This window comes from Nocardia aurantia (assembly GCF_009604425.1).
Classification (GTDB): domain Bacteria; phylum Actinomycetota; class Actinomycetes; order Mycobacteriales; family Mycobacteriaceae; genus Nocardia; species Nocardia aurantia.
In genome coordinates, this window is the sequence record NZ_WEGI01000009.1 from 206,641 (window position 1) to 222,850 (window position 16,210).

A 16,210-nucleotide genomic window follows, 5' to 3' on the forward strand; every position below is an offset into this window, starting at 1 on the left:
GCGGCGGTGTCGGCCGGCCATCGAGTCCGGCTACATTCGCCGCATGAGCGAAACCAAACCCACTCGGCTGGAGCGCATCGAGACCGCGGGCGGCGCGGAGGTGGCGGTGATCAGCGTCGATCACCCGCCGCTGAACCTGTTCGACCAGGCGCTGCTCGACTCGCTGGCCGCCGATATCGCGGCGCTGACCGCCGAACCGCCGCGGGCGGTGCTGCTGCGCGCGGACGGCAAGGTGGTCTCGGGCGGGGTGGACGTGCACGTCTTCGAGGGGCTGAGCGTGGCCGAGGGCGCGCAGTTGTGGCGCACGCTGTTCGCCGGCGTGATCCATCCGATCGAGGCGCTGCCCTGCCCGGTGGTGTTCGCCGCGCACGGCCTCACGCTCACGGCGGCCTTCGAGATCGCCCTGGCCTGCGACATCATCCTGGCCGCGCCGAAGGCGCGGTTCGGTCTGGTGGAGACCGTGGTGGGCCTGACCCCCTCGATGGGCGGCCCGCAGCGGCTGGCCGAGCGCGCGGGTTCGGGCCGGGCGCGCGAACTGGTCATGACCGCCGATCTCTACGCCGCGGCGACGCTGGCCGACTGGGGTGTGGTCAACGCCGTGCACGACGATGTCGACACCGCCGCCCGCGCGCTGGTGGAACGTCTGGCCGACGGCCCCACCCGTGCGCACGCGGCCACCAAGAAGATCATCGAGGCGTGGCGTTCCGGCGGTGTGGCGCAAGCGGATTCGGTGACCCCGGAGGTCTCCGGCGAACTCTTCGCGACCGCCGATCTGCGCGGCGCGGTACAGAGCTTCCTCACGAACGGCCCGGGTAAGGCGTCGTACACCGGAAGGTGACATGGTCTTTACGTAACTATGCCGACATAGCTGTGATCTGCGTCATATAGTCACAAGTGCCGCCGCATCGAGGCACTCGGAGGGACGCATGTCGCACTTGTTGGTGGAGTACCCCGTGCCGCGAGATCCATGGTGCGACAACCCGCTTGCCCGCGGCGCCGACGGCGTGCTGCGCTACGGCAACCTCAGTCCCGCCGTCACCGAGTTGCTCGACGTGCAGGTGCACGCGTTCGGTAACCGGGAGGCCGTGGTCGAGATCGGTGGCCCGCGGCTGACGTATCGCCAGCTGTGGCATTCGGCCTCCCGGATCGCCGGTGGACTGCAGGAGCGCGGCATCGGTTACGGCGACCGGGTGGCGATCCGGATGCCGGTCGGTACCCGCTGGGTACGGGCCTTCCTCGGTGCGATGCTGTCCGGCGCGGTGCCGGTGCTCGTGCACGACAGCCTGTCCGAAGACCTTGCGGCGCAGGTGCTCTCGGACAGCTGCGCGGATTTCGTGCTGGCGGCCGACGGGCCGTTGCCCGATGCCGCCGCCTACATCGACGACGGCGCCTCGCTGTCGGAGCTGGCACTGCTGTGCTACACCGCCGACGGCGCCGCGGGCCCGCCGAAGGGCGTGGAACTGACCAACGAGAATCTGCTGTCGGCCATCCGCTCGATGGTCGGCGCACTGGATCTGCCCACCGACGGGCTGCGCAATCTGGTGTTGCTGCCGCTGGCCCACGCCGGTGGCTGCGTGGACCAATTGCTGCCCACGTTCGCCGTGGGCGGCACGGTCGTGCTCGTTCCCGATCCCGCCCGCGCCGCGGAAGCCGTTGTGACGGAACGGATAGACCAGGTGTCGGCGACGCGCGGGATGTTCGCCGGGCTGCTGCCCGAACTGGCCGGGCTGCAGGCCGAAGGGGTACGGCAGATCTGCACCGCCGGCCGGCGCGCGGAACCGCCCGGCGCGGGCGCCGACGCGTCCGACCGGATGGCGAACGCGCTGCGCGAGGTGTTCCCGCTGGCCCGGCAGTGGTCGGTCTGGGGGGCCACCGAGACCAGCGGGATCGGGCTGGCGACCATCGACGGCGCCGCGTTGCCCGGTGCCGGGATCCTCGGATTCCCCTTCGGCGGAACGGAATTGGCACTCTTCGGGCCCGGCGCCGACGCGGGCCGCGGCGAATTGCTGTGCCGCGGACCGAATGTCTCCCGTCGCTACTGGAAAGATCCGGAGGCCACCGAATCCCGGTACACCGGAAGCTGGTTCCACACCGGCAACCAGGTCAGCATCGACGGCACCGGCCTGGTCCGCTGTATGTCCCGCCCCGAATCGCGGCGGTGACGATCACCGCACCAGGCGTGCGCGCAGTGCCGTGCGCAACTGCCCGGTGAGGCCGATGGCCTCCAGATAGCCGTCCAGATCGCCGTAGTGGGTCTGCATGGAATCCGTTGCGGCGGTGAGGTAATCGGCACTGACGCCGAGCATGTCCAGCGGCAGGCTGCCGCCGCCGTTGCGCGCGACGTCCTCGCGCAACGCGTCGACCGCGGCATTGCTGCGCAGATAGTCCTCGACGGTGGCGGCCTCGATGACGCCGACGGCGCGCAGCAGGGTGGCGATCGCCCAGCCGGTGCGGTCCTTACCCGCAGCGCAGTGCACCAGGACCGCGCCGTCCGCGCGGACCAGGGATTCGGCGATACCGGTGATGGCCACGCCGGCCAGCGGCATCAGCGGGAAGGAGCGATACACCTCCCGCATCTCGTGGCGGCTGTCGCGCGGGGCGACCTGGACCTCCTGCGGCGGGATCTCGTGCGGGGGCGTCTGCCCCAGGGTCGGGTCGAACGGCGCCGCCACCAGGCGCACCCCGTCGGGCAGCGAGTCGGCGCCGAGATGCTCGATCTCCGCCGGACCGCGCAGATCGTGCACGGTGGCCACGTCCAGTTTGCGCAGGGTGGCCCGGCCGTCGGCGTCGAGCCGGGTCAGCTGCGCCGAGCGCAGCAGCACACCACTGCGCACCTTCGCGCCGTCGGTGGTGCGCAGTCCGCCGACATCGCGGAAGTTGAAGGTGCCGGACAGGAGGAACTGGTCGTGGCTCACCGATCAAGGCTAGGTCGCCGGCGGTGTCGACCGGGTGTAGTCGGCCGGAACAATAGGCGCGACCGGATCTCCGGTCACGGGGATGTGTGTTCTACGCCACAGAACGGGGGGTGGCTGCCTGGTAGCCTGCCGCCTTCCATACGATTGTCCAGGTGACGCCGGTGGGTCCGGCCGCGAATGTGGACATCGCGTCTCCGGTCGGTCGCGGCAGCGTACCGAATAGGTAACGAAACATTCTTACGGTCTGTTATCGACATCGATCCTGGTCACGAATCCAGAAAAATCGTTAACATTGTCGGATGGTGAACGGGTCGGCCGGGTCGGCGACCGGGGCGATCAAGGGAGATCGATGCCCGTCGCCCGGTATGCGCAGGCAAGCCAGTGCTTCGAAAGAGGTAAGCGCGCGAGAGTTGTCCGCCCGAGGGAGTAATCGTTGAGTGCAAGCAGAGAAGTGATCGCCCGGCCCCGGCCGTCGATCGAAATCGCGGTCGAGAAGGCGGCCGAAGCACTCGACTGCACCGGCACGAGGGCGTTACGAGTGCTGCTCCACGCCGGAGTGAGTGCGTTCTGGCCGTCGATCACCGACGCGCCGGAGAAGCAGATCCGCGGCTACGAGTCCACGATCGCCGCGTTACGGCGGCGCTGGGAGAATCGCGGCAGCTGTTTCTCGGACCCGGCCATCACGGCCCGATTCCGGGATATGGACGCCGAGGCCGTGGCCTTCCTGAACCTGTGCGCGGAGCGCTCGGCCACCCAGTGGCTGGAGCCGGTCGATTCGATCGCCGCGTACTCCCTGTCGGTCATGCAGGGCGCGGTCCTGCGCTGGCTGGCCACCAACGACGAGGAGACCCTGCTGGTCGTCTTCGACGATCTGGTGACCTGCCTGTCGGCCAAGGCCGTCGACCGCTGACCCGCCCGATCCCCACAACTGGACGCATGACCAGTTTCGTGCTTCAGTGGGACTCGTGACAGACGTGTCCACGATCGCCGGCCTGCACGCGGCGACCGCCGATCTGGATCCGCCGCTGGCCGCGCTGGACCTCGCCGCCCTGCGCGCCAACGCCGCGGACCTGGTACGCCGCGCTCGCGGGGTGCCGATCCGGGTGGCCAGCAAATCCGTGCGCTGCCGCGCCGTCCTCGCCGAGGTGCTCGGCGACGAGCTGACCGCCGCCGGCGGCTTCGCCGGCATCATGGGCTATTCGCTACCGGAGGCGATCTGGCTGGTCCGCCAGGGCGCCCGCGACGTCCTCCTCGGCTATCCCACCGTGCACCGCGCCGCGCTGGCCGAACTCGGCGCCGACGCCACTCTGCTCGGCGCCGTCACGCTGATGATCGACGACATCGCCCAGCTGGACCTGATCCGCGCCGCGGTCGGCACCGATCGGGTGCGACCGCGGGTCTGCCTGGACATCGACGCCTCCCTGCGCATCGGCCGCGTGCACATCGGCGTGCGCCGTTCCCCGATCCGCACCCCGGACCAGGCGGCCCGGCTCGCCCGCGCGGCCGTCGACCGCGGATTCGATGTCGTCGGGGTCATGACCTACGAGGCCCAGATCGCCGGGCTGCCCGATACGAATCCCGCGGTGCGGCTGGTCAAGCGCGCCTCGGCGGCCGAGATCGGCGGCCGGCGCCGCGCGGTGCTGGACTCGGTGCGGTCGGTGACCGGCCCGCTCGAGATCGTCAACAGCGGCGGCAGCGGTTCGGTCGAGGTCAGCGTGGCCGACCCCGAGGTGACCGAGGTGACCTCCGGGTCCGGGCTGTACGCGCCCACCCTGTTCGACGGCTACCGCAGCTTCCACCCACGTCCGGCGTTGTTCTTCGCGCAGCCGGTGCTGCGGCTGCCGGCCCCGGGTATCGCCACCGTCTACTCGGGCGGCTACATCGCCTCGGGTCCCGCGGGCGCGTCCCGGGTGCCGAAACCGGTGTGGCCCAAGGCGCTACGGCTCGTCGGCACCGAGGGTGCGGGCGAGGTGCAGACCCCGTTGCGCAACGCCGGCGCGCTGACCACGATCGGTGACCGGGTCTGGTTCCGGCACGCCAAGGCCGGGGAGCTCTGCGAGCGCTTCGACACCGTGCACATCGTCGACGCGGACGGCGGCCGCACCGCGGTGCCGACCTATCGCGGCGAGGGACGCAATTTCGGCTAGACCCGGCGGAATCTTATGGCGCGCTTGCCGGTTCAGCCCGCGGGCAGCTCCAGGAAGGCCGCGAGATCGTCGAGCTGCTCCGGTGTCTCCGGCAGATGCTCCGCGAGCAGCGGCGAATGCACGATCACCGCGGTCCACATCGCCCGGGAGACCGCCGCGGTGAGCCAGTGCCGCGACAGCAGCGCATCGATGCCGTGCGGCGCGTCGGCGGGGGAGGAGGTGGTCATCGAGATCAGCACCACCGCCGCCTCCCGGCCGCGGAACCGGTCCGCGGTACCGACGAGCACGTCCTCGACGCGGGCGCGGGACAACATGGTCCGGATGCGGGCCACCTGCGCGTGATACGGCGCGATCACCAGGATGTCGTGCGGATGCAGCCGCCGGGTCACCGCGCCCTGGCGCCACGGCCGGCCGAGCAGGTTGCGTACCCGCCGAACGATTTCCCGTGCCTCCTCGGCGGATTCGGTGCTGTTGCCGTAGTGCTGCACCGTCGCCGACCGCACCCCGGCCGGTACGCCCGCCAGATCGCGTGCCAGCGTGACGATCTCGTTCGAGCGCAGCCGATTGCCGTAGCGCAGCCGCGACACCGGGCCGCACAGCCGCGGATGCATCCGCCAGCTGCGATCCAGGAAGTAGCCGAATTCCACCGGCAGCGTGGGCGCGTCGCCGACCAGCCGGCCCAGCGCCGACTCCTGCACCGGCTCGGGGTGGATACCGTTGCCGGACAACGGCGCCGGATCGCCGACCAGCAGCAGATTGCGTGCTCCGGCGGCGACCGCGAGGGTGTCGGCCAGCGGGAAACCCCCGGCGTCGGCGATCACCAGCAGATCCAGCGCACCGGCGGCGACCCGCTCGTCGTCGGCGAAATCGCCCGGCAGGCCGCCGATCACGCAGCCGTTGACCGCGTTGTCCAGGAATCGGGCGTAGCGTGCCGGCGCGATCGCCAGCCACTCCGCCGCCACCGCCTGCGCCTCCGATTTCGCCACCAGTTCCGGCAGCACCCCGACCCGCACCAGCGCGTCCAGGAGATGTTCGACCGTCGAATGGGTCTGCGCCACCACGCCGACGCGCCACTTGTGCCGGGTGACCAGTCGTTCGATCACCCGGGCCGCGGTATCGGTCTTGCCGGTCCCGGACGGCCCCTGCACCGCCAGGTACGAATCGTCGAGGTCGAGGACCGCGGCGGTGATCGCGGCGGCGTGATCGCCGAACACCTCCGGCAGCGCGCCGCCGGAACGCCGCCGCGGCGGGCGCCGGCACAACAGGTCGAAGGCCGCGCCGGCGGGCACCTCCGGCAGGTTGACCAGCAGCTGATGGGCGGTGAAAGCCAGTGCGGCCGCGATGTTCTCGTCGCGTCCGGGCGGACCGGGCACGATCGCGACCGGCAGTTCGTCGTACGGTTCGCAGTCGGCGGGCAGCTGCTCCTCGACCCGGACGGCGTCGTCGAAATTGCCGTCCAGGGCACAGCCGAGAATGGTGGCGCGGGCCGCGGCACGACGCCCGGGTTCGGTGCGCATCCCGGGCGCGGGACGGTCGTAGAGGGTCAGCACCGGCGAACCCGGCGACGGGGTGCTACCGGTGCCGAGCCGGCCGGTGAGAGTCAGGTAGCGGCGCATCGGCGGCCGGCCGGTGCTGTGCCACTTGGTGTCGACACTGCCCCAGTCGGACACGAGAACCCCTGGGGCGTCGTCCCATTCGTCGACCGGACCGTGCAGCCGGTCGGCGTGCGACCAGTGCAGCGGTTGCCGCTCCCGCCGGTGGTAACCGAGCACCGCCGCCATCAGCGCGGCCGCCCGGCGGCCCGGCGCCCGATCCGTGCCGTCGTCCGGCCCGGTGGACAGCGCGAATTCGCGCAGTGCGGCTTCGACGGCGGGCACCGGTTCGGCCACCGGATCGGCCGGCGCGTTTCCCAGCGGAATACGATGCGCCGCAGCCAGTTCGCCGAGCCAGCCGCGCAACCACCGCAGCCGGGCGCAGTCGGATTCGGGATCGTCGCCGGCCGGCCCGGCTGCCCCGGCGAGGTGCGTGACCACAGCCGGCAGATCGTAGGACCGCTGACCGATGATCGTCGCGGTGCGCAGCACCGGATACAGATCGACCAGCACGCCCAGTAATTCGGCGGTGTCGTCCTCGTCGGCGCCGTAGCGGGCCGACAGCTCCGTCAGCAGCCGCCGGGCCTCGCTGCGGTAGTGGTAGATCCGCAGTCCGGGATGCCGTTGCCGGCGATCGATCAGGAAGTGCGGCAACGTCGCCGGATCGTCGTACACATCGAACGGATGGAACAGCAGCGCGGGTGAACCGCCCTCCGGGGTGTGCGCGGCGAGCACGCCGACGCCGACCGAGGATCCCGCGACGGTGAGGAAGACGTCCCCGGCCGAGGGTTCCGGTAGGGCGCCGAGGGCGTTCGCGTCGGTCACCGTGTAGGCCGCGTGGCCGGTCCGTTCCCGCTGCACCTGCAATTCGGCCTGCCGCCGCAGCGCCCCGAAGGTGTGCGCCGCGACGCGGGTGACGGTCCCGTCGGCGGCGGCCAGCCGCTCGACCGTGGTGATCCCGGCCGCCCGTAACTGTGCCCGGACCGCCGGCCGCATACCGGCCACCAGCAGCAGATCCCGTCCGGCCAGCAGTTCGGCGGTGCAGGTCGGGCACCGCCCGCACGCCAGGTAGCGGCGATCACCCCACTGCACCGGCAGCAGCTCGTTCTGCTTCTCGCCGATGATGCGTTCCAGCCGGCGCCGGCGCGCGGCGTACACCGTCGCCGCCCGATCCAGCGGCCGGCCGCGCCGGGTGCCGTCCGGCAGCACCAGCCGGGCCTCCGGATCGGCGACGAAACCGTTGCGCCGCAACATGTCCGCGCACGCGGCCAGCTCGATCAGCGCGGCCACCTCGCCGTCGCCGCGCACCGCCGCGTACAGCAGATAGCGATCCCCGTCGTGCGCGCCGTCGTCCGCCGCGGGCTCCTCGAACGGTCGGCCGAGGTAACCGAAATCTCCGGAAGCGTTGGCTCCCAGCGCATCTCCGTCGATGATCCGATCCACGGCGTCCCCGTCGCCGACCAGCATCGACATCGTCCACTGCCCGTCGATCCGGCCGGTTTCCGCCTCGGCCGGCATCCCGGGCACCTCGAACATCCCCTGCGCCGGATGCGTCGCCTCGCGATCCGGGCGCGCACCGGGAACGTCGGATCCGTAGTCCCGGTTCGGCGCGGGCGCCTCACCATCCGTCCGGTCGGTATGCGCAAAGCGCATCCGGGGGTCGGCCGCCGGGAACGAGCCGGCATCAGACAGCGACCGTCCGGCCGGTTCCGGCGGGTTGGTCGCGACGGACCGGGCGTGCGGCCGGGCCGGTGCGCTCGGGCCCGCGTGGGCGCGGGCCTCCTCGTCGGGGGCGGCTGTCCTGTCTGCGGCGATCGACCCCACGGCGGAGTCGATTGCCGGATGATCGCCCATCCCGCTGTCGGCTATTGGTGGCGCGGTGCCGACTTCGCCTGTCACGCCGGTCTCGGCCGCCGGTGGCGCGCTGCCGGTTCCGCCTGTCGCGCTGGTCTCGGTCATCGCTGGCGCGCTGCCGATTCCGCCTGTCGCGCCGGTCTCTGCTATCGGTGGCGCGCTGTCGGTTCCGTCACTGTCCAGGGTTCGGTCGGCCCGGTCGTACGGTACGTCGAGCGACGACCCGGGGCCCGGGGTCGGCCCGGGTGGGTGGATCTGATGCGGGCCGGTGGCCGGGACTCGGACCAGAGCGGTGGCGGTGGCGACGAAATCGCCGTCCAGGAAGGTCGCGCCGAGGACGACATCGGCGCCGGCGCGCAGGGCGGCGAGCGTGCGGCGGTGGGCATCGAGGCGCGCGGCGACGATGTCGCCGGGGGAACCGGATGCCGGCGGCGCGATGCGGATCACGCGGTCGGCGTCGCCGCTGTGGTCGGTGCCGAAAAGTTCGCTGTCCGATAGTTCTGGTGGTTCGATCGCTGCGGGGACGACCGCGGGGCCCGACGGCATCGGGCCCACTTCGGCGTCGAGCGCGCGCAACAGCGCGAACTCGCATCGGGCCGCGGCCGCCAGATCACCGGCGGTGCACACGACCCGATCACCGAACAGCATCACTCGCGGCCTCCTGTGTTCGGACACCCGCACGCGGCCTGCGCACCCTGGCGTGCGACGGTCGCGACCAGCGTAATCAGTCGAGGTCGCACGGCGTGGCGCGCGGGGGGTGTGTCGCCACCGCGCGTCGGTAGCGGCCGCGAACGCGGCGGGATGTCGGTAGGCTCTGGCCGAGCGTAGCAAAAGGAGTGCCCGTGCAGACCGGAGAACCGAGCCGAACCGCCTACAGCGCCGCACGGTATCGCGCGGACCATCAGGAACTCGAGCGCGGTGCGGTCTTCCGTGATCCGCTGGCCCGGGTCATCGCCGGCGACGGTGCGGCGGGTGAGTATCTCGACGAGGATGCCCGCCGCCGGATGCGCCTGTTCATCGCGGCGCGGTCCCGGTTCGCCGAGGACGCGCTGGCCGAGGCGGTCACGGCGGGTGTCGGTCAAGTGGTGGTGCTGGGCGCCGGCCTGGACACCTTCGCCTACCGCAACCCGTTCCCGGGGCTGCGGGTGTTCGAGGTCGATCATCCGGCCACCCAGGAATGGAAGCGGCAGCGACTCGCGGCCACGGGTATCGAGGTACCGGCGTCGGTCACGTACGTACCGGTCGATTTCGAGCGCGACGCACTCGAACTGGCCCTGCCCGCAGCCGGTCTCGACGAGGGCAGTCCGGTGTTCGTGATCTGGCTCGGGGTCACCGTGTACCTCACCGCCGACGCGATCTCCGACACACTTCGCGCGCTCGGCCGGCTCGCCGGCGGCAGCGAGGTGGTCTTCGACTACGGTCTGCCACGGCCGGATCCGACCCCGGAGCAGCAGGCCGCGGCCGCGGCGCGGGATCGCCGGCTGGCCGCGATCGGTGAACGCTGGATCAGCTTCTTCACTCCGGATGATGTCTCGGAACTGTTGCGGGACAACGGATTCCGTGTGATGGAAAACGTCCCCGCGGTGGCGCTCGCGCAGCGTTACCTGGGACGGCCGCCGACCGCGACCGCGGGCCCGCAACTGGTTCGCGCGCGACTCGGCGGCTGAGGCCGGCCGGACCGGTCGCGCCCCTCGAGCTCGTCGCGGTCCCGATACGGCTGGGGTTGGCGACGGGGGGTTGAACGCCGGATGATGTTCGGCGCAACAAACGGCTTCGAAAGGATAGTTGGTAATGCCGTTTTTCGAGGGTGCCCGTGGCCGGATGCATTATCGGCGGTGGGCGGTCGAGGATCCGGACGTGGTGGTCGCACTGCTGCCGGGAATCGGCCAGCACACGGGTCACTATCATCGCTTCGCCCGCGCGCTCGGCGCGGCGGGATTCGAGGTGTGGGGACTGGACACCGCGGGCCAGGGGCTCAGCGAGGGCGATCCCGAATCACCCGGTGTGGTGGACGATCTCGCGATCGACGCCCAGCAACTGCTCGACCTGATCCGATCCGCCCGGCCGGAACTACCGTTGGTCGTGGTGGGGCATTCGCTCGGCGCCGGCACCGCGCTGTACGGCCGGTTCGCCTGCGCGGGCGTGGTGGTCTCCGGGGTCCCGGAGCGGGCGACCGTCGTGGTTCCCGACATGCAGGAAGGCGTCCCGGCGCTGATCCTGCACGGCTCCGACGACCGGCGCGCGCCCATCGAGCCGGTGCGGGGCTGGACGGAGCAGCAGCCGCTGGCCAGGTTCCGCGAGTACGCCGACGCCGGCCACGATCTGCTCCACGAACCCGTGCATGCCCAGGTGACCGCCGATATCATCGAATGGATTCGGGACGTCGTGGTGGCGCAGCCGGTGCGGCGCCGATGAGGTGAGCCCGACGAACAAGGGGGACCGGTGCGATCACAGGAGCCCGGGAGTCTGCGCAACGATGTCGCGGCGCTGACCCGCGCGGTCGGCGACGGTGAGCTGTGGGTCGACGGAATGCTCGTCGCCGACGGCACCATGGAGCGCTGCGCCCATCGCTACGACGAACTCGCCGACCAGATCGAGGCGCAGATCCATACCGTGCGAACGGCGGTGTCGCTGCCGGGTTTCGGCGGCTTCGGCTCCGGCGCCGCCTTGCGGCACGGCTTCGAGGAGAAGGCGGTGCAGGCCGCGGATCGGTTGCAGGACTACGCCGATGCCGCGCGCCGGCTGGCGCAGACCCTGCGCGCCGGTGCCGCCGCCTACGCCGACCACGACACCGCGATGGCCACCGCCCTCGGGCGTCTGGGCGCCGCAACGGATTTCACCTCGGACGAGGCGGGGATAGCGCATGCATAAGATCAGCGGTCCCGGTACCACCGACCGGACCGACCCCGATTACGCGCCCACCGTCGAGGTTTTCGAGAATCTGGCCTACGAGGACATCCGGCACGGTGTGGCACAACTGGATCCGTCCGTGCTGACGGCCGGGCGGCAGGCCTGGCAGGGTGCGGCGGCGGCCGTGGCGGAGGCGGTCGAGCAGGCGCACGCGGAGATTCGCGGCGCCGCGGCCGAGGGCTGGCGTGGTCGTGCGGCGAACACGGCCGCCGAGGCGGTGCGCGCGTTCGAGGATCTCGGCCGGCATCTGTCCGATGTGCTGGCCGAGGTGGGGCACCGGCTCGGTGCGGCCAACGACGCGGCGGAGACCCTGCGTTCCGCGGTCTCGCAACCGCCGCCCGTCCGCCCGGATCTCGAAGGCGCCCTGCTGGATCCGCGCCGCGCGGTCACCAACGTGGCCGGGCAGAAGGCGGCCGAGGATGTCCGCCAGGAGGCCGTGCGGGTGATGAACACGGTCTATGTCGGAGTGTTCCTGCCGACCGGTAACGGGGTGCCCGCCTTCGACGACACCGGCCTGTACCCCGTACCGGCCGCGGCCGCGCCGTCCGAAACCGGCTCGGGTGCGGACGGTTCCGCGTCGTCCTCGATCGCGGCCACGCCGGCCGCCGTTCCGGCATCCGCGCCGGCCCCCGCTCCGGCGGAGCGGCACCGGACCGAAAACACCTCGCCGGAAGGCGATCTCCGCACGGCCGAGGGCCACGCCGCGCCGGGTCCCGGTCCGGCATCCGGCGCCGGGCCGTCGACCGCGCCGGCGGCAGTCGTCCCGGACCCCACGGTGGCGCCCGGCGCCCGGCACACCGAACCGATTGCGGCGCAATCGGTCCGGCTCGACACCGGCACGACGCCGCCGCCGGCGCCCGCCGCCGGCGCGGCCGCCCCGATCCGCACCCGGACCTCCGACACCCAGCGCGACCGCGAAAAGCGGGACCGCCGTGGCGAATCCGGCCCGGCGAACACCGTCGCCGGGGTCGACGGCGCGGCGGCGGGCATCATCGGCGGCCTGGCCGGCGGCGTCTACGGCTCCGGTGACCTCGTCCGGCCCGCCGGGGGCGCGGCGGCGATCCGGCCGCTCCCGTACGAGGAGGAGGACGAGGACGAGTTCTACGACGACGACCTCACCTTCCTCGAACCACCCGACCCCGGTACGGAATTGGTCGGCGAATTCGATCCGACCACGCCGGCGGTACTGGGCGAATGGTCCGGGGATGAGTGACCACGGGATCTGCCGACCGGGTCCGCGCTCGTGAAATGGACCCTGACCCCCGACCGGTTCGCGCTGGCCTGGGAGCACACCGGCGGTGACCGGATCCCCTATCCGCTGGCCGTGCGGTCGAGCGCCCGCGACAGCGACGAGCGGGCCGCGCAACTACCGGAGCTGATCGAGTGGCGCGACCACGCACTGGACCCGGATCTGCGAGCGACACTGCGGGTGCTGGCCCACCCGGCGATCCGGGTGGAGGTGTACGGCGAACAGGGGCACGGCGACCGCGCGTTGCCGGTCCGGATCCTGGGCACGGTGTCCGGTGAGGTGATGGTGGTCGCCGCGCAGCGGCCGCACATGCGCCCCGATCGCGGCGACGACATCCGGGTGTTCGCCGGCCACGCCACCGCCCTGGCGGCCCGGGTGGTCTCACTCCTACCGGAATACCCCGCCGGCACCGGCCCCCGGTACACGGCTCCGGTCGAACGAGTGCGGGAGGACAGCCGCGATCTGGTGACCGTGCCGGTCTCCGGCCCCACCACCTCGGCGATGATGCGCCGGTTGCTGCGGCAGCCCCGGGACGGAATCGGCCAGATCGTGGTGTCGGTGCGGATGGGCCACGGCGGCGGGCCGCCAGGGAAATTCGGCGGCGGGCCGTCTGGGAGGTTCGGCGGTGGGACACCAGGGAAATTCGGCGGCGAGTCGCCAGGGAAATTCGGCGGTGGATCGCATGGAAGATTCAGCGGTGAGTCGCCCGGGAGATTCGGCGACCCGCCCGCGGAACCCCAGCCGATCGGGGTGCTGTGCTGGATCGACGTTGCCGACGACGGCCGATACACGGTCCGCACCCGCGCCGAGGTCGACATCGTCCCGGTCACCGCCGAAACCTTCACCGAGGCCCTGCGCCCGATGATCGCCGCGGCCGAACGCACGGTCGCGGACCGGCTGGTGGCCGAGCACATCGAACGCTGAGGCCGGCGGCGCGAATCACGCACCACGCCGGTGGCGAATCGGGCACCGTGCCGGTGGCGCTCGGGCACGGTGCCGCCGGCGCGAATCGGGCACGGTGCCGGTGGCGCGAATCGGGCACGGTGCCGGTGGCGCGAATTACGCACCGTGCCGCCGGCACGAATTACGCACCGCGCCAAGGCAGGTCGTGGACGGGACCGGCACTGCGCCGTACGGTGATCTCGTGCCACTGTACGAATTCGAGGGTAAACGCCCGCAGGTCGACCCCACGGCGTTCATCGCGCCCACCGCGACCCTGGTCGGCGACGTCCGGGTAGAGGCCGGGGCATCGGTCTGGTACGGCGCGGTCCTACGCGCCGATTTCGCCCCGATCATCCTGCGGGAGCGGTCGAACGTGCAGGACAACGCCGTCATCCACACCGCCCCGGACGTGCCGGTCGAGATCGGCGCCGGCGCCACCATCGCGCACAGCGTGATGCTGCACGGCGCGAGCGTCGGCGAGTCGACGGTCGTCGGCAACGCGGCGACGGTCCTGGACGGCGCCCGCATCGGCGCCGGTTCGATGATCGCGGCCGATTCCCTGGTGCCCCCGGGCGCCGAGATCCCCGACGGCGTGCTCGCGGCAGGCAGCCCGGCCAAGGTCAAGAAGCCGATCGCCGGATCGAGCGCGGAGTTGTGGGTCCGGGTGAACCCGGTCGCCTACGCGGAACTGGCCCAGCGGCACCGGGAGACCATCGTCGAGGTTCAACGCTGACGTCACGGTGACGGGAGGTGCAGCAACTCCAGCACCTCGTCGTCGGCGAGCTGATGGAAGTCGCCGTACACCGCCCCCACCCCGCCCAACATCTCCGGAACCAGCGGGCACACGGCCTCGTCGGCGATGCTGCCCACCCGCTGCAGCGCCTCGTGCGAGGACACCGGCACCGCGACCACGAGCCGCCGCGGCCGGTGCATCCGCACGACCTCGCAGGCCGCCGCCATCGTCGCGCCGGTGGCCATGCCGTCGTCGACGATCACCACGATGCGCGCGGCGATCGGGATCGGCGCCCGCCCCGCCCGCAGCATCCGGGTCCGCCGGTCCAGCTCCGCGATTTCCGCCTGCTCGACCGCCGCGAGTTGCTGTCCGGTTGCCCCGACATGCCGCAACACATCCTCGTTGAGCACCCGCACCCCGTCCTCGCCGATCGCGCCCATGGCGAGCTCGGGCTGCCACGGCACCCCCAGCTTGCGGACTAGCAGAATGTCGAGATCGCCGCCGATCTCCGCCCGGACGGCCGCCGCCACCGGCACCCCGCCGCGCGGCAGCCCCAGCACCAGCGGATCGGCGGAGTGCAACGGCCGCAGCAGTTCGCCCAGTACTCGACCGGCCGCCGCCCGATCCGGATACGGGTCGATGGTCGCCGCGTCTCGCCGGCCGTGTGCGCCGGAACTTCGATGCTCGGTCACGGATCACCTCGATGCCACTCGGGTTCGAGTCTTCCGGCGGATTACCCGCCGGGTCGCGCATCATGCGTACGAATTGGTTTGTGCCACCGGGTCGCCCGCGCGGACGACCACCACGAACGCGGCGCTGCCGAATGAACGGGCCCCGCCCGTACGCCCCGAGTCTACGCCCGCGCGAATGCCTCGGAACCGGTCAATCGGCAGGTCGGGGCACGATCTCGAAGCGCCGCAGGCTCAGGCTGGGATTGGTGGTGCGGACCTGATCGACCTGGGCCAGGTCGATCCCCGCGGCGGCGACCCCGGGCGCGTCGCCGAGCTCGGCGAGCACCGTGCCGCCGGGATCCACGATCATCGAGGCGCCCGAACCGCGCGGTGCGGCGTGGTCGGCGGCGACGACGTAGACCGTGTTCTCGATCGCCCGGGCCCGCAGCAGCGTGGTCCACTGGTCGACCTTCCCCGGCCCCGGAATCCACTGCGCGGGCAGCAGCAACACGTGCGCACCGGCGGCGGCCACCCGGCGGCAACCCTCCGGGAAGCGCAGATCGAAACAGGTCTGCAGGCCGAACATGACACCGTCGACGGTGAAGACCGCCGGTTCCGCGATCTCACCGGGCAGGATCACGTCCGATTCCTTGAAACCGAAGGCGTCGTACAGATGAACCTTCCGGTACACGGCCACGAAATCCGCGTCCGGACCGGCGACGACCAGGGTGTTGTAGATGTGATCCGGCTCATGGCCGCCGGGCGACTCGACGACGCCGGCCACCAGGTGCACCCCGAACTCGGCGGCGAGCCCGCGCAGACCGGTCACGTACTCGCCGGTGAGCGGTTCGGCGGCGGCGAGTACGCGATCGTCCAGCCGCATCACCGCGAACATCGAGTATTCCGGTGCGACGACCACCCGGGCGCCGAGCGCGGCCGCCTCGCGCACATGCTCGCGCAGCGCGGCGAGATTGGCGGATTTGTCGGTGTAGGGCGCGAACTGGACGACCGCGACGACGGTCCGCCCGGAGGCGCCGGGCAGGAGCGCCGGATCGGTGGCGATCTCCGACTCGAGCTCCGCCGTGGCCGCCGCGACCGGGTCGTCGGCAGCCGGTGCCGGCACGGTGGTGACGGTGACCACCGTCGGCTCGGGGGTGGCGCGTTCGTACTGCATGGCTATCACGGTATTGGCCCGAC

Annotated in this window: 14 protein-coding genes; 10 read left to right on the forward strand and 4 right to left on the reverse strand. The window is 71.7% G+C overall.

The features are described 5' to 3' along the window. The first annotated feature begins 43 nt into the window (after positions 1-43). Complete coding sequence (locus NRB56_RS21075) at positions 44-838, forward strand: enoyl-CoA hydratase/isomerase family protein (protein ID WP_153344787.1); 795 nt, start codon at positions 44-46, stop codon at positions 836-838. An 88-nt stretch (positions 839-926) separates the two neighbouring features. Continuing rightward, on the forward strand, positions 927-2,162 hold the full coding sequence (locus tag NRB56_RS21080; protein ID WP_153344789.1) for a class I adenylate-forming enzyme family protein: 1,236 nt from the start codon (positions 927-929) through the stop codon (positions 2,160-2,162). A 3-nt stretch (positions 2,163-2,165) separates the two neighbouring features. Here the strand turns inward: NRB56_RS21080 and NRB56_RS21085 are convergent, their stop codons facing one another. Then, positions 2,166-2,915 (reverse strand): tyrosine-protein phosphatase, encoded by a 750-nt coding sequence (locus NRB56_RS21085; protein ID WP_319943296.1) that lies wholly within the window; start codon positions 2,913-2,915, stop codon positions 2,166-2,168. A 433-nt stretch (positions 2,916-3,348) separates the two neighbouring features. Here NRB56_RS21085 and NRB56_RS21090 point away from each other — a divergent pair, with 433 nt between their 5' ends. Together NRB56_RS21090 and NRB56_RS21095 are read left to right on the forward strand one after the other, a co-directional pair. Beyond that, entirely contained in the window at positions 3,349-3,825 is a 477-nt protein-coding gene (locus NRB56_RS21090) for a TetR family transcriptional regulator (RefSeq protein ID WP_153344791.1), read from the forward strand. Positions 3,826-3,889: 64 nt separating this feature from the next. Further along, on the forward strand, positions 3,890-5,062 hold the full coding sequence (locus tag NRB56_RS21095; RefSeq protein WP_406603516.1) for an alanine racemase: 1,173 nt from the start codon (positions 3,890-3,892) through the stop codon (positions 5,060-5,062). Positions 5,063-5,094: 32 nt separating this feature from the next. Here the strand turns inward: NRB56_RS21095 and NRB56_RS21100 are convergent, their stop codons facing one another. After that, positions 5,095-9,156 (reverse strand): bifunctional RecB family nuclease/DEAD/DEAH box helicase, encoded by a 4,062-nt coding sequence (locus NRB56_RS21100; protein WP_153344793.1) that lies wholly within the window; start codon positions 9,154-9,156, stop codon positions 5,095-5,097. A 194-nt stretch (positions 9,157-9,350) separates the two neighbouring features. Here NRB56_RS21100 and NRB56_RS21105 point away from each other — a divergent pair, with 194 nt between their 5' ends. The 6 genes from NRB56_RS21105 to NRB56_RS21135 all read left to right on the forward strand — a co-directional run bounded on the left by NRB56_RS21105 (position 9,351) and on the right by NRB56_RS21135 (position 14,342). Next, positions 9,351-10,175 (forward strand): class I SAM-dependent methyltransferase, encoded by an 825-nt coding sequence (locus NRB56_RS21105; protein WP_319943298.1) that lies wholly within the window; start codon positions 9,351-9,353, stop codon positions 10,173-10,175. Positions 10,176-10,299: 124 nt separating this feature from the next. Further along, entirely contained in the window at positions 10,300-10,923 is a 624-nt protein-coding gene (locus NRB56_RS21110; protein WP_153344795.1) for an alpha/beta hydrolase, read from the forward strand. A 27-nt stretch (positions 10,924-10,950) separates the two neighbouring features. Beyond that, positions 10,951-11,379 (forward strand): type VII secretion target, encoded by a 429-nt coding sequence (locus NRB56_RS21115; protein WP_319943299.1) that lies wholly within the window; start codon positions 10,951-10,953, stop codon positions 11,377-11,379. Then, entirely contained in the window at positions 11,372-12,631 is a 1,260-nt protein-coding gene (locus NRB56_RS21120) for a PPE domain-containing protein (protein ID WP_153344797.1), read from the forward strand. The genes NRB56_RS21115 and NRB56_RS21120 overlap by 8 nt, the downstream gene beginning before the upstream one ends. Positions 12,632-12,661: 30 nt before the next feature. Continuing rightward, positions 12,662-13,591 carry an ESX secretion-associated protein EspG gene (locus NRB56_RS39150; RefSeq protein WP_319943300.1) on the forward strand — a complete coding sequence of 310 codons (930 nt, stop codon included), beginning with the start codon at positions 12,662-12,664 and terminating at the stop codon, positions 13,589-13,591. Positions 13,592-13,811: 220 nt separating this feature from the next. After that, entirely contained in the window at positions 13,812-14,342 is a 531-nt protein-coding gene (locus tag NRB56_RS21135) for a gamma carbonic anhydrase family protein (protein WP_319943301.1), read from the forward strand. A 2-nt stretch (positions 14,343-14,344) separates the two neighbouring features. On the opposite strand, the gene NRB56_RS21140 is transcribed toward NRB56_RS21135, so the two are convergent. Beyond that, on the reverse strand, positions 14,345-14,983 hold the full coding sequence (locus NRB56_RS21140; protein ID WP_319943353.1) for a phosphoribosyltransferase: 639 nt from the start codon (positions 14,981-14,983) through the stop codon (positions 14,345-14,347). Between the two features lie 241 nt (positions 14,984-15,224). Next, positions 15,225-16,187, reverse strand: coding sequence for a carbon-nitrogen hydrolase family protein (locus tag NRB56_RS21145; protein ID WP_227838094.1), 963 nt, complete (start codon positions 16,185-16,187; stop codon positions 15,225-15,227). Positions 16,188-16,210: the final 23 nt, after the last annotated feature.

What these genes read in the sequence shown, in the direction of transcription:
- NRB56_RS21075 (WP_153344787.1), top strand. Translation starts at nt 44, where the DNA reads ATGAGCGAAACCAAACCCACTCGGCTGGAGCGCATCGAGACCGCGGGC.
- NRB56_RS21080 (WP_153344789.1), top strand. Translation starts at nt 927, where the DNA reads ATGTCGCACTTGTTGGTGGAGTACCCCGTGCCGCGAGATCCATGGTGC.
- NRB56_RS21100 (WP_153344793.1), bottom strand. Translation starts at nt 9,156, where the DNA reads ATGCTGTTCGGTGATCGGGTCGTGTGCACCGCCGGTGATCTGGCGGCC.
- NRB56_RS21110 (WP_153344795.1), top strand. Translation starts at nt 10,300, where the DNA reads ATGCCGTTTTTCGAGGGTGCCCGTGGCCGGATGCATTATCGGCGGTGG.
- NRB56_RS21120 (WP_153344797.1), top strand. Translation starts at nt 11,372, where the DNA reads ATGCATAAGATCAGCGGTCCCGGTACCACCGACCGGACCGACCCCGAT.
- NRB56_RS21145 (WP_227838094.1), bottom strand. Translation starts at nt 16,187, where the DNA reads ATGCAGTACGAACGCGCCACCCCCGAGCCGACGGTGGTCACCGTCACC.